At 59.7% G+C, this 13,162-nt stretch carries 9 protein-coding genes; 3 read left to right on the top strand and 6 right to left on the bottom strand.

Features of this window, described 5'->3' with window-relative positions; translation table 11 throughout:
• Window positions 1–369 precede the first annotated feature (369 nt).
• Window positions 370–1,296: a GGDEF domain-containing protein gene (locus QFW87_RS08835; protein ID WP_283190288.1), complete on the top strand. Its 927-nt coding sequence runs from the start codon at window positions 370–372 to the stop codon at window positions 1,294–1,296.
• A 46-nt stretch (window positions 1,297–1,342) separates the two neighbouring features.
• On the opposite strand, the gene QFW87_RS08830 is transcribed toward QFW87_RS08835, so the two are convergent.
• The 4 genes from QFW87_RS08830 to QFW87_RS08815 form a co-directional block, all read right to left on the bottom strand.
• Window positions 1,343–3,217, bottom strand: coding sequence for an MFS transporter (locus QFW87_RS08830; protein WP_283190287.1), 1,875 nt, complete (start codon window positions 3,215–3,217; stop codon window positions 1,343–1,345).
• A 108-nt stretch (window positions 3,218–3,325) separates the two neighbouring features.
• Window positions 3,326–4,477 carry a TDT family transporter gene (locus QFW87_RS08825; protein WP_283190286.1) on the bottom strand — a complete coding sequence of 384 codons (1,152 nt, stop codon included), beginning with the start codon at window positions 4,475–4,477 and terminating at the stop codon, window positions 3,326–3,328.
• 105 nt (window positions 4,478–4,582) lie between these two features.
• A complete protein-coding gene (locus QFW87_RS08820; RefSeq protein ID WP_140681821.1) occupies window positions 4,583–4,894 on the bottom strand; it encodes a cupin domain-containing protein in 312 nt (103 codons plus the stop codon).
• A 42-nt stretch (window positions 4,895–4,936) separates the two neighbouring features.
• On the bottom strand, window positions 4,937–6,130 hold the full coding sequence (locus QFW87_RS08815) for an MFS transporter (protein ID WP_283190285.1): 1,194 nt from the start codon (window positions 6,128–6,130) through the stop codon (window positions 4,937–4,939).
• A gap of 91 nt (window positions 6,131–6,221) precedes the next feature.
• Here QFW87_RS08815 and QFW87_RS08810 point away from each other — a divergent pair, with 91 nt between their 5' ends.
• Together QFW87_RS08810 and QFW87_RS08805 are read left to right on the top strand one after the other, a co-directional pair.
• A complete protein-coding gene (locus tag QFW87_RS08810) occupies window positions 6,222–6,761 on the top strand; it encodes a TetR/AcrR family transcriptional regulator (protein ID WP_283190284.1) in 540 nt (179 codons plus the stop codon).
• 249 nt (window positions 6,762–7,010) lie between these two features.
• Window positions 7,011–10,481, top strand: coding sequence for a NahK/ErcS family hybrid sensor histidine kinase/response regulator (locus QFW87_RS08805; RefSeq protein ID WP_283190283.1), 3,471 nt, complete (start codon window positions 7,011–7,013; stop codon window positions 10,479–10,481).
• Window positions 10,482–10,610: 129 nt separating this feature from the next.
• On the opposite strand, the gene rmuC is transcribed toward QFW87_RS08805, so the two are convergent.
• On the bottom strand, window positions 10,611–11,975 hold the full coding sequence (gene rmuC, locus QFW87_RS08800) for a DNA recombination protein RmuC (RefSeq protein ID WP_283184536.1): 1,365 nt from the start codon (window positions 11,973–11,975) through the stop codon (window positions 10,611–10,613).
• Between the two features lie 175 nt (window positions 11,976–12,150).
• The gene (locus QFW87_RS08795) at window positions 12,151–12,474 is read right to left on the bottom strand and encodes a sel1 repeat family protein (protein ID WP_080931979.1); all 324 of its coding nucleotides are present in this window, start codon (window positions 12,472–12,474) and stop codon (window positions 12,151–12,153) included.
• Between the last annotated feature and the right edge of the window lie 688 nt (window positions 12,475–13,162).

Genomic DNA, 13,162 nt, shown 5'->3' with positions numbered 1-13,162 from the left:
GCACGTCGCTTTTGTGCCGCGACGGCTTCCCGTCGCGGCACCCAAAGTGCGTCGCAACCACCCCCGCCACAAGTCAAACAACTGTCACCGAACGCAACAACGCTCTTCAACGACGCTTCAATACTTTGATTTAGAACGATTTTTATCCGACTGAACTGAATGGCACGACTTTCGCTCTAAATTTGCTCAGACACGCAGTGTGAAAGCAGACAGGGCGGACGCCTGAGCCGACAGGTTACTTATCGTCGGCAAAGCGGACTAAACTTGCGCCAAATGTCCTACGGGACTGATGGACCAGTATGACGCGCAGCCCAAAGCCGCTCTCACCCAGCCTGTAAGACAGCCTTACTGCTTAGGGGCGCACGCCATATGAAATCACCTTCCCAGACCAACGCAATTGACTTCGATAGCGCCAAATTGCAACGCCTGGGCTTTGGTCAGCAGCCTACCCTCATCGAGAGGTCCGTCAGCCTTGCGCAACTGCGCCAGCAACTGAGCCTGCAGCTGCAAACCAGTCTTGAGCCGCAACGCATTCTCGGGCTCTTCTTCCGCGAGATTCAGCGACTTGTACCGCTTGACGCCTTGACGTACGAGCACACGTCCAGCAACTTGCGCCTGGTGTTCGGCCTGCGCGGCCATCATTCGATCAGCTACAGCCTCAGCCATGAAGGCGAGCACCTGGGCGACCTGGTATTCCGCCGCAATCAGCGCTTCAGTGAGCAGGAACAAGGCAACCTCGAGTCACTGCTGTCCGCATTGCTGTATCCAATGCGCAATGCCCTGCTCTACCGCGCCGCCACCCAAAGTGCCTTGCGCGATCCGCTCACGGACACCGGCAACCGCATCGCCATGGATCAGACCCTGCAACGGGAAACAGAGATGTCGCGTCGGCATCTGCAACCCTTGTCGCTGCTGATGCTGGACATCGATCACTTCAAACGCATCAACGACAACCACGGACACAGCGCCGGCGATGACGTGCTCAAGGCCGTTGCAGCCTCGATCAAGAACCAGTTACGCAACGTGGACATGGTCTTCCGCTTTGGTGGCGAAGAGTTCCTGATCCTGCTTTCCAACACGAGTCGTGAGGCGGCAGCCATGGTTGGCGAACGGTTACGATTTGCAGTGCAGGCAGAGGAATATTCGGCCGACGGCGATGCGATCGAGCTGACGGTCAGCCTTGGCTGCTCGACGCTATTGCCCGGCGAGTCCGCCGAGAGCCTGTTGCGACGGGCCGACAGTGCGTTGTATGTGGCCAAGCGCGAGGGACGTAACCGGTTGGCGATGGCGGGTTGAATGCCCGGAGCGGGCACGCTTGGTTAGCGGCCCGCAACGAAAGGAATTAGCGCACAGCGCCGCGCAATTCCCCTACCATCCCTTGCAACCTGGCTGGCTCTGCCACCTCAACCGATACCGCTGGCCCTGCCACCAGCGTCACCCGTGACCACAACCGGCGAAACACGCCCTTTTGCGGATCGCGGCTGAAGAAGCTCCCCCACAAACCCTGCAATGCCAACGGAATCACCGGCACCGGCGTCTCTTCGAGAATCCGCGTCAGCCCGCCCTTGAACTCGTTGATCTCGCCATCGGCAGTCAATTTGCCCTCAGGGAAGATGCACACCAATTCACCGTCCTTCAGATACTGAGCAATGTGCGTGAAGGCTTTTTCGTAGATCTGAATGTCTTCCTGACGCCCCGCGATCGGAATGGTCCCGGCCGTGCGAAAGATAAAGTTCAGCACCGGCAAGTTGTAGATCTTGTAATACATCACAAAGCGAATCGGCCGACGCACCGCGCCGCCAATCAGCAAGGCGTCGACGAAGGACACGTGATTGCACACCAGCAACGCCGCGCCTTCATCGGGAATCAGCTGCAGATTGCGATGCTCCACGCGGTACATGGAATGGCTGAGCAGCCAGATCATGAAGCGCATGCTGAACTCGGGGACGATGCTGAAGATGTAGGCGTTGACGCCAATGTTCAGCAGCGACACCACCAGGAATAGCTGCGGGATCGATAGCTTGACCATGCTCAGCAAGACGATCGAGACAATCGCCGAGACCACCATGAACAGCGCGTTGAGAATATTGTTGGCGGCAATCACCCGCGCCCGCTCATTCTCGGGGGTACGAGACTGAATCAGCGCGTACAGCGGCACGATATAGAAACCGCCGAAAACCCCAAGCCCCAGAATGTCGATCAACACCAGCCAGGCGTGGCCGAAACTCAGGACTTCGATCCAGCCATGACCTGTGACGCTGTCCGGAATTCCACCGGAATGCCACCACAGCAGTAAACCAAACACGGTCAGACCAAACGAGCCGAACGGCACCAGCCCGATCTCGACTTTACGTCCGGACAGTTTCTCGCAAAGCATCGAACCGAGCGCGATGCCGACCGAGAACACCGTAAGAATCAGCGTCACCACGGTTTCGTCGCCGTGCATCCACTCCTTGGCATAGGCCGGGATCTGCGTCAGATAAATCGCCCCGACAAACCAGAACCACGAGTTGCCGACAATCGAGCGTGACACCGCTGGCGTCTGCCCCAAGCCCAGTTTCAATGTGGCCCAGGACTGGCTGAAAATGTTCCAGTTCAGGCGCATTTCCGGGGAGGCGGCCGCAGCCCGTGGAATGCTGCGACTGGCCAGATAGCCGAGCACCGCAACACCGATGATCGCCGTGGAGACGATCGGCGCGTAATGACTGGAGGACATCATGATCCCGGCACCGATGGTCCCGGCGAGGATCGCCAGGAAGGTGCCCATTTCCACCAGGCCGTTGCCACCCACCAGCTCTTCATCACGCAAGGCCTGGGGCAGGATCGAGTATTTCACCGGCCCGAACAGCGCCGAGTGAGTGCCCATGGCAAACAGCGCCATTAGCATCAGCGACAGGTGATCGAACATGAAACCGACCGCGCCGACCGCCATGATGGCGATCTCCCCGAGCTTGATCAGACGAATCAACGCGTCCTTGGCGAACTTTTCACCGAACTGCCCGGCCAGCGCCGAGAACAGAAAGAACGGCAGGATGAACAGCAGCGCACACAGGTTGACCCAGATCGAGCGGTCACCGTCGATGGTCAACTTGTAGAGAATGGCGAGGATCAGCGACTGCTTGAAGATGTTGTCGTTGAATGCCCCGAGCGACTGTGTGACGAAGAATGGCAGGAAGCGCCGGGTGCGAAGCAAGGTGAACTGTGAGGGGTGACTCATCTTCCATGTGTCCCTGATTTGCATAAAAGAGTGGGTAGAGAGTGGCGTGGATACCGTTATTGGAATATCGAACGACGATCCAGGCCACACATTACCTATCTTCGCCGGTTATTTCTTCAATCCGGCTATGCACGGCGAGACAAATAACTCGCCCCGCCACGCCCCTTGCACCGTACGTTTGGCGACGATCAGCCACATCACCGCCAGCAACACCACCAGCACACAGCCGAAAGCACTGAAAAACGTCAGGTTCAAGGTGCTGGCCAGTTTCAACGTCGCCAGAGAATAGACGCCCAACGGGAAGGTAAAACCCCACCAGCCGAGATTGAAAGGGATACCGGCGCGCAGGTAACGCAGGGTGATGAGCACCGCGATCAGCATCCACCACAAACCAAAACCCCACAGGGTGATCCCGGCCACCAACCCCAGCCCTGCGGCGATTTCACCGATGCCCGGCAGACCGTTGTCCGCGAAGATCGCCGGCGCGTCCGCTCCCAGCAGCAACATGCCCAGCGCCCCGGTGCCGATCGGGCCGAGCGCCAGCCAGCTGGAGGCGGCCATGTTTTCGTGGGGCAATTTATGCAGTGCCATGCGCAGCAACAGAATGGTCAGAATGCTGAACGCAACCGGCAGGGAAAAGGCCCAGAGCACGTAGCTGGTCACCAGCACCACCAGTTGCGAATGGGCATCGGCCAGGTGCGGCGCCAGCAGACCACCGCTGGCGGCTGCCACTTCCGCCGCCACCACCGGCAACAGCCAGACGGCGGTCATCTGGTCGATGCTGTGTTCCTGACGGGTGAACATCAGGTAGGGAATCAGCACGCCGCACGCCACAGACATCGCCACGTCCAGCCACCACAGCGCCTCGGCGACATCAATCACGCCCTCGCCCCAACGCGGCAGACCGAACACCAGGAAACCATTAATGATGGTCGCCAGGCCCATGGGGATGGTGCCAAAAAACATCGAGACCGTGGAGTGACCGAAAATCCGCCGCGCCTCATCGAAAAACAGCGCCCAACGCGCTGCATACATAACCGTGAATAAAACAAACAGCACAATATTGAACAGCCAAAGGGCTTCGGCAATCGCGTGTAAACCGGCATTTGCGCCCGGCAGCTGCGCCAGCGCCAACGCCAGCACACCGGTGCCCATGGTGGCGGCGAACCAGTTCGGCGTGAACTGGCGGATGACTTCACGCGGGTGCTGCAAATGACTGAAGGGTTTGAAACCGGCTGGGGCAGTGTTGGGGCATGTCATGGTGAACTCCTGTCCTCTGTTGAGGTGGAGCTCATGGTAGATCCGAATCGAATATCGATATAACGGGTAATATCTGTAACTGTTATCTGTTTTGCAGATACAGCGTCAAACGCTGCCTTCAGTCTCGATCACCAGAATTCTTGCCGCACCCTGCGGATGGGCAACGTGTTCGGTACCGACGTCGGCATAGAAGATATCGCCTACACCCAACATCACTTCTTTCTCCTGTCCTTCTTCGCGATAACGCATCTGCACTTGACCATCCAACACCACGAACACTTCTTGCCCATCATTGATGTGCCATTTATAGGGCTGATCGGTCCAGTGCAAACGCGTGGTGATGCCGTTCATGTTGGCGATATCCAAAGCGCCCCAGGCACGGTCAGCGGTGAAGGATTTGCTGCGGATGATTTTCATGCGTCGGCCCGTCGAAATGTATGGCGGCGCCAAGGCTAACGGTCATCGAACATCGACGCCACAGACTTTCATGGACTGCTGACGCATCAACGCGAGCAGAGCGCCGACCGAGAGAATAATCAGCACCGCGCCGTAACCATCGGTGGTGGCCACCAGCCCGAAGGTCCGGGTCAAGTTTCCGGCCAGCAACGACGGCAAGCAGAAAGCCAGATAACTGAGCACGTAGTAAGCCGACATCAACCCTGCCCGTTCATGGGGTAAGGCCAGCGGCACGACGCTGCGCAATGCACCAAGGAAACCGGCGCCGAAACCGCATCCGGCCACCAGCGTCCCGACGAAAAACAGCGTAAGACTGGCACTGTGTACCGCCATCAGAATCAGCGCGACGCCGGCAGGCAGCAGACTGCCGCCCAATCGCAAAACCTGGTCGGCCGGCCGATCGCGCAAGGTGTAGATCATCAACGCGCCGGTCACCGTCAACACAGCCACCGTCGCACCGCCAATCAGATTTGAGGTCGATCCGGTGGCCGTGCGCACCAGAGACGGCGCCAAAGAAGCGTAAAAGCCACCGAGTGCCCACACCGCGATGTTGATCGGCAGCACCAGCCACAACGCACGCCGCGCCTGGATTGGCACATGCAGTGTCGGGCGCAGCGAGGCCCAGGCTCCCGGTTGGGGACTGACGCTTTCCGGCAAACGCCAAACGTACAGCGCTTGCATCACAAACAGCGCGAACAGCACCCAATAGGTCAACTGCAATGGCAGTGGTGCGAACTCAGCCAACAAGCCGCAGCCCATGGCACCCGACGCCATGCCCAGCAACGGCGCCACACTGTTGACCAGCGGCCCTTGCTGGCGATCGGTGTCCAGCAGCGCCGCACTCAGTACGGCAGTGGCCATCCCCGTAGCAAAACCTTGAAGCACGCGTGCGCTGATCAACCAGGCGACACTGTCTGCATTGATAAACAGCAGCATCGCTAGCATGTTCAACATCACAGCGGTAAAAATTACAGGCTTGCGACCCAGGTAATCCGAGAGCGAACCGACCGTGAGCAACGCCGCCAGCAAGCTGATGGCGTACACGCCGAAAATCAGGGTCAGGGTCGCTGCCGAGAATTGCAGGTGTTCCTGGTACAAGTGATACAACGGCGTCGGCGCGGTGGAAGCGGCAAGAAAACTGAGTAAGGTGATTGCCAGAAACCACAGGCTTGAACGATTAGACGTTGAACTGGACATAAATACACTCCGCAAAAGCTAACTTTTTGCTTTTGCGGAGTGTGCTACTGGCTGGCGCTTAAAGCAAATTCTTTGTGTTAAGGTCCGATGCATGGCTATTAAAGAAGGTTTACGCCCTGGCGGCCGGAGTGCCCGGGTGCAAGAGTCGGTTCATTCGGCAGTCCGCGATCTTCTCGAAGAGCAGGACCGCACCACCGTGACCGTCCCGCAAATCGCCGCGCGCGCCGGCGTCACGCCGTCGACCATCTACCGGCGCTGGGGCGATCTGTCGGTGTTGCTGGCGGATGTCGCCCTCGCCCGCATGCGCCCCGAGAGCGAGCCGGCCCATACCGGCAGCCTGCACGGTGACGTGCGCGCCTGGGCCGAGCAGTATCTGGACGAGATGAGTTCCGAGCCCGGCCGCAACATGTTGCGCGACGTGCAATGCAGCACCACGCCAGCCCTTTGCGCGACGATCATTGGCGGGCAGCTGCAGACGATTCTGGATCGATACCCCGATCAGCCGAAGCCGAACGTTGATCGGCTGATCAACCTGGTGGCGGCGCCGACGGCGTTTCGTATCCTGTTTTCAGCGGCGCCGCTGGAGGTTGAGGAATTGCATCGGTTGATCGAGATTGCGTTGAGTCAGTGATACCGCCATCGCGAGCAGGCTCACTCCCACAGGTGATCTTCAGGGGACACGTAATTTGTGCCCAACATAGATCCAATGTGGGAGCGAGCCTGCTCGCGAAGGGGCCTGCAAAACACCCAAGATGCAACTGACAAGCGCCCTGCGACACCCCGCCGCGCCGCGACCTTGGTCGACACTGACTAACCCCTGCCATCGTGCGAGACTGTCTGTCCGGGCGGGAGTCCCGGGTGTCTTTTGTCTGGAGTTCCCATGTCGCTGTCCAGCGGGCTGATCGCCGCCGTCGCCCTGGCCTATATGGCCATCCTGTTCGCCATCGCCTTCTACGGCGACCGTCGCAGCACGCCGTTGCCGCCGCGAGTGCGTGCCTGGGTGTACAGCCTGTCGCTGGCCGTCTACTGCACCAGCTGGACCTTCTTTGGCGCCGTGGGCCAGGCCGCCGAACAACTCTGGTCTTTCCTGCCGATCTACCTCGGACCGATCCTGCTGCTGGTGTGCGCGCCGTGGGTCCTGCAAAAAATGGTGATGATCAGCAAGCAGGAGAACATCACCTCGATTGCCGACTTCATCGCCGCGCGTTATGGCAAATCCCAGTCGCTGGCGGTGGTGGTGGCGCTGATCTGCCTGGTCGGCGTGTTGCCCTACATCGCGTTGCAACTGAAGGGCATCGTGCTCGGGGTGAACTTGCTGATCGGCGCCGGTGCCGACGCCATGGGCACGCGCGCCCAGGACACGGCGCTGATCGTGTCGCTGGTGCTGGCGCTGTTCACCATCGTCTTCGGTACCCGCAACCTCGACGCCACGGAACACCACCGCGGTATGGTGCTGGCGATTGCGTTCGAATCGCTGGTCAAGTTGTTCGCGTTTCTCGCGGTAGGCGCGTTCGTGACCTACGGCCTGTACGACGGTTTCGAAGACCTGTTCGACCAGGCCATGCTCGCCCCGCGTCTGGAAGAATACTGGAAGGAAACCATCAACTGGCCGTCGATGGTGGTGCAGACCGGCGTGGCAATGATGGCAATCATCTGCCTGCCCCGGCAGTTCCACGTGACCGTGGTGGAGAACATCGATCCTCAGGATCTGCGCCTGGCCAAATGGGTGTTTCCAGCCTATCTGGCGCTGGCGGCGCTGTTCGTCGTTCCCATCGCCCTCGCCGGCCAGATGCTGCTGCCGAGCTCGGTGCTGCCGGACTCGTTTGTCATCAGCCTGCCGCTGGCCCAATCCCATCCTGCGTTGGCGATGCTGGCGTTTATCGGGGGCGCCTCGGCGGCGACCGGCATGGTGATTGTCGCCAGCGTGGCGTTGTCGACCATGGTCTCCAACGACATGCTGTTGCCATGGCTGCTGCGGCGCAACAACGCCGAGCGGCCGTTCGAAGTGTTCCGCCAATGGATGCTCTCGGTGCGCCGAGTGAGCATTGTGGTGATTCTGCTGTTGGCCTACGTCAGTTATCGCCTGCTCGGCTCGACGGCGAGTCTGGCGACCATCGGCCAGATCGCCTTCGCCGCCGTGACCCAGCTGGCCCCGGCCATGCTCGGCGCGCTGTACTGGAAACAAGCCAATCGCCGGGGAGTATTCGCCGGCCTCGCCGCCGGGACGTTCCTGTGGTTCTACACCTTGATCCTGCCGATTGCCGCCCAAAGCCTCGGTTTGTCCTTGAGCAGTTCCCCGGGGCTGGCCTGGTTGCACAGCAACCCGCTGAAATTGCCGCTCACCCCGTTGACACAAGGAGTGGTGTTGTCGCTTGCAGCCAACTTCACGCTGTTCGCCTGGGTGTCGGTGCTGTCGCGTACAAGGGTTTCGGAACATTGGCAGGCGGGTCGCTTCATCGGTCAGGAAATCAGCGCCCGCCCCAGCGCCCGTTCGATGCTGTCGGTGCAGATCGACGATTTGTTGCAGCTGGCCGCACGCTTCGTCGGCGAAGAACGCGCCCGTCAAAGCTTTATCCGCTTCGCCTACCGTCAGGGCAAAGGCTTCAACCCGAACCAGAACGCCGACGGTGAATGGATCGCCCACACTGAACGCTTGCTGGCCGGTGTGCTCGGTGCTTCTTCGACGCGGGCGGTGGTAAAAGCCGCCATCGAAGGTCGGGAAATGCAACTCGAAGACGTCGTCCGAATCGCCGACGAAGCCTCGGAAGTGCTGCAATTCAACCGCGCACTGCTGCAAGGTGCGATCGAGAACATCACCCAAGGCATCAGTGTGGTCGACCAGTCGCTGAAACTGGTGGCCTGGAACCGGCGCTATCTGGAGCTGTTCAACTACCCGGATGGGCTGATCAGGCTTGGCCGCCCGATTGCCGACATCATTCGCTACAACGCCGAGCGCGGCCTGTGTGGTCCCGGCGAAGCTGAAGTGCACGTCGCACGGCGCTTGCACTGGATGCGTCAGGGCCGCGCCCATACTTCTGAAAGACTTTTCCCCAATGGCCGTGTGATCGAGCTGATCGGCAACCCGATGCCGGGCGGCGGTTTTGTCATGAGTTTCACCGACATCAGCGCCTTCCGCGAGGCTGAGCAAGCGCTGACCGAAGCCAACGAGGGCCTGGAGCGACGGGTCACCGAGCGGACCCACGAACTGTCGCAACTCAACGTCGCCCTGACCGAAGCCAAGGGCACCGCAGAGTCGGCCAACCAGTCTAAAACCCGTTTCCTGGCGGCGGTCAGTCACGACTTGATGCAACCGTTGAACGCTGCGCGACTGTTCTCGGCCGCCCTTTCCCACCAAGACGACGGCCTCTCCGGTGAGGCGCAGAAACTGGTCCATCATCTGGACACGTCACTGCGCTCGGCCGAGGACTTGATCAGCGACCTGCTGGACATTTCCCGTCTGGAAAACGGCAAGATCAACCCTGATCCCAAACCGTTCGTGCTCAATGAGATGTTCGATGTCCTCGGTGCCGAGTTCAAGGCGCTGGCCTGCGACCAAGGGCTGAAATTCCGTGTCAGGGGCAGTACGTTGCGCGTCGACAGCGACATCAAACTGCTGCGACGTATCCTGCAGAACTTCCTGACCAATGCCTTCCGCTACGCCAAAGGGCCGGTGCTGCTGGGGGTTCGCCGACGCAAGGGCGAGCTGTGCCTGGAAGTCTGGGACCGAGGTCCGGGCATTCCTGTGGATAAACAGCAGGTCATTTTCGAAGAATTCAAACGCCTCGATAGCCACCAGACGCGCGCAGAGAAAGGCCTGGGGCTAGGCCTGGCAATCGCCGACGGGCTGTGTCGCGTGCTGGGTCATACCTTGCGCGTACGCTCCTGGCCGGGGCGCGGCAGCGTGTTCAGCGTCAGTGTGCCGTTGGCTCAGGCGCAGTCCGCGACCCCGACCAAGGTCGTCGAACTCAATGGCAAATTGCTGAGCGGCGCGCAAGTACTGTGCATCGACAACGAAGACAGCATCCTGATCGGCATGAACAGCTTGCTCACGCGCTGGGGTTGTCAGGTCTGGACCGCGCGCAACCGCGATGAATGCGCGGCGCTGCTCAGCGATGGGATGCGACCGCAATTGGCGCTGGTGGATTACCACCTGGACGATGGCGAGACAGGGACCGAACTGATGGCATGGCTGCGCACCCGATTGGGTGAGCCAGTGCCAGGGGTAGTGATCAGCGCCGATGGGCGGCCGGAGACGGTGGCCCAAGTGCATGCGGCGGGGCTGGATTATCTGGCCAAACCGGTGAAACCGGCGGCGTTGCGGGCGTTGCTGAGTCGGCATTTGCCGTTGTAACCCGGCAGCGTTTGAGTCTTGTGGTGGAGCAACTGCCACCTTCGCGAGCAAGCCCACACATTGGACCGAGTTCATCCAGATGGAATGCGGTTCAATGTGTGAGCGGGCTTGCTCGCGAAGCTTTTCGGCTTACTCCGGCAATTCCGCCAACCCGTCCACATCCGTCATTGCCCGCTCCAGCAAGTCTGCGGGCAGGCTCTTGCTCGCCCGCGCGCCAAGCAACTTGAGCTGCTCACTGCGGCTGACGAGGTTGCCACGGCCTTCCGTCAGCTTATTACGCGCCGAGCTGTAGGCTTTATCCAGTTGCTGTAATCGATTGCCGACTTCATCCAGATCCTGGATGAACAACACGAACTTGTCGTACAGCCACCCGGCCCGCTCGGCGATTTCTCGGGCATTCTGGCTTTGGCGCTCCTGCTTCCACAGGCTGTCGATGACGCGTAGGGTCGCCAGCAAAGTGGTCGGGCTGACGATCACGATGTTGCGGTCGAAGGCCTCTTGGAACAGCGTCGGCTCAGCCTGCAATGCGGCGGAAAACGCGGCTTCGATCGGTACGAAGAGCAGGACGAAATCCAGGCTGTGCAAACCGTCGAGACGCTTGTAATCCTTGCCGGCGAGCCCTTTGACGTGAGTGCGCAAGGACAGCACGTGCTGCTTGATGGCAATCTGGCCGATGGCATCGTCTTCGGCCGCGACGTATTGCTGATAGGCCGTGAGGCTGACCTTGGAGTCGACCACCACCTGTTTGTCGCCCGGCAGATAAATGATCACGTCCGGCTGGAAACGCTCACCGTCCGGCCCCTTGAGGTTGACCTGGGTCTGGTACTCGCGCCCCTTCTCCAGACCCGCGTGTTCAAGCACTCGCTCAAGAATCAGCTCGCCCCAGTTACCTTGGGTTTTCTGCCCTTTCAAGGCGCGGGTCAGGTTGGTGGCTTCGTCGCTCAGGCGCAGGTTCAGCTGTTGCAGCCGCTCCAGTTCCTTGGCCAGGGAAAAACGTTCGCGGGCTTCAGCCTGATAGCTTTCCTCGACGCGTTTTTCGAAGGACTGGATGCGTTCTTTCAACGGATCGAGCAACTGACCGAGGCGTTGTTGACTGGTTTCGGCAAAGCGCTGCTCGCGCTCGTCGAAGATCTTGCCAGCCAGCTCCGCGAACTGCGCTCGCAACTCGTCTCGCGAGCCCTGCAGGTCGTTAAGGCGCTGCTGATGGCTTTCCTGCTGCTCGCGCAGCTCGGCGTTGAGCGAAGCGGCCTGGGCGTCCAGACGACGCAACTCAGCCTCTTTGCCGGCGCGTTCCAGATTCCAGGCGTGGGCGGCGTCGCGTGCGTCGTCACGTTCGATCTGCAGCAGTTCGACTTCACGGCGTACGGCGGCCAGGTCTGCTTGTTTGGCGGCGTTGGCCTGGCCCAGATCACCCATTTCATCGCGACAGGCTTCGAGTTGCGCGTTCAATCCATCCTGAGCCAGATGGGCCGTGGCCAGACGCTCTTCCAGCAGTGCAACCTCTGACTGCGTGGCGCTCGCTCGCCGCTGAAGTTGCCAGGCCAGTACCAGTAAAGGCAGCGCAGCGCCCGCCAGACCGAGCAATGCGCTGGTCAAGTCCATAGCCATAGCCACTCCTGCCAATGAAATAAAGCTTGAAGGTTAACCAAGGCGTCAGGTCTTGGACAGCTCAGTCTTCGATCAGACCCAGTTCCTGCTGAGCGCGCCGATCCCCTGCCCGCGCAGCCGAACGCAAAAGGTCCTGGCCGATACGGCGATCCCGGGCATTCCCGCATTCACGGCACATCAGCTGACCTAGACGGCTTTGCGCGGCCACGACCCCTTCACGGGCTGGCTGCTTGAGCAAACGTCCGGCGAAGTGTTTGACGTTGGGGTTTTCGCCCAGACGCGGGCTGTCGAGCAGCCACTCGGCCACACGCATCGAAAAGCGCTTGGGCGGGGTAACGCTGGGAGGTGTGGAGGTTGCAGAGACTGATACTGAGCGAAACTTCATAAAGCACTGTGGGGCAGATCGAAAGGCGCGCCACTCTACTCTTTTTTTCTTACAGGTAAAGCCTAAAAAAACCCGGCACGCCCGTACTAGAGCAAGCGCTCGGGACAATCCACAGAAGCTGTGGATAACTCAGTGGACAACCGCCCTTGAACTCTCGCAAAGCCGTATGGAATGGGGCTCGCAGTCAAACTGACGATTTTTTCACCAGTAAAAAAAAGCGATGTTTTTCATTGACTTAAATTTTGGTTACAGGCACCCACTGCGTTTGAAGGGAAGATGACAGCAGCGTGACACCCTCCGTGACTTATGTGCACAAGTACCTTCGAGGCAGTTATATCGATGCGCTTTTTCGGCGCATATTTCGCCTGCACCTGGGATAAACCTTGGTAAACCCATGATCCTGGCTGGTCCTGGCCCGATGAGCCGTGACTAGCAATGGTCGGAATTTGTGCTATTACAGGGCAAGTCTGCGGGTCATGGCTTTTTCCGAGCGCCAATCCGGACTTGAATGAGGGGCCTCCCAAGAACTTTTTTGTTAACACACTTCCCTTCAGCGATTCAATCCGTTAGTATCCGCGGCGTTAGTACCAAGCTGAAAGTCAATTCTGGTCGAACAAATCCCCACGGTCAGCCTTCCCAAAGGAAGCGTCCACCGACAAAGCGGGATCGACCACCTCGATGGTTTCCA

Source organism: Pseudomonas sp. PMCC200344, from assembly GCF_030053095.1.
GTDB lineage: Bacteria > Pseudomonadota > Gammaproteobacteria > Pseudomonadales > Pseudomonadaceae > Aquipseudomonas > Aquipseudomonas svalbardensis.
This window is presented reverse-complemented; position numbering and strand designations above follow the sequence as displayed.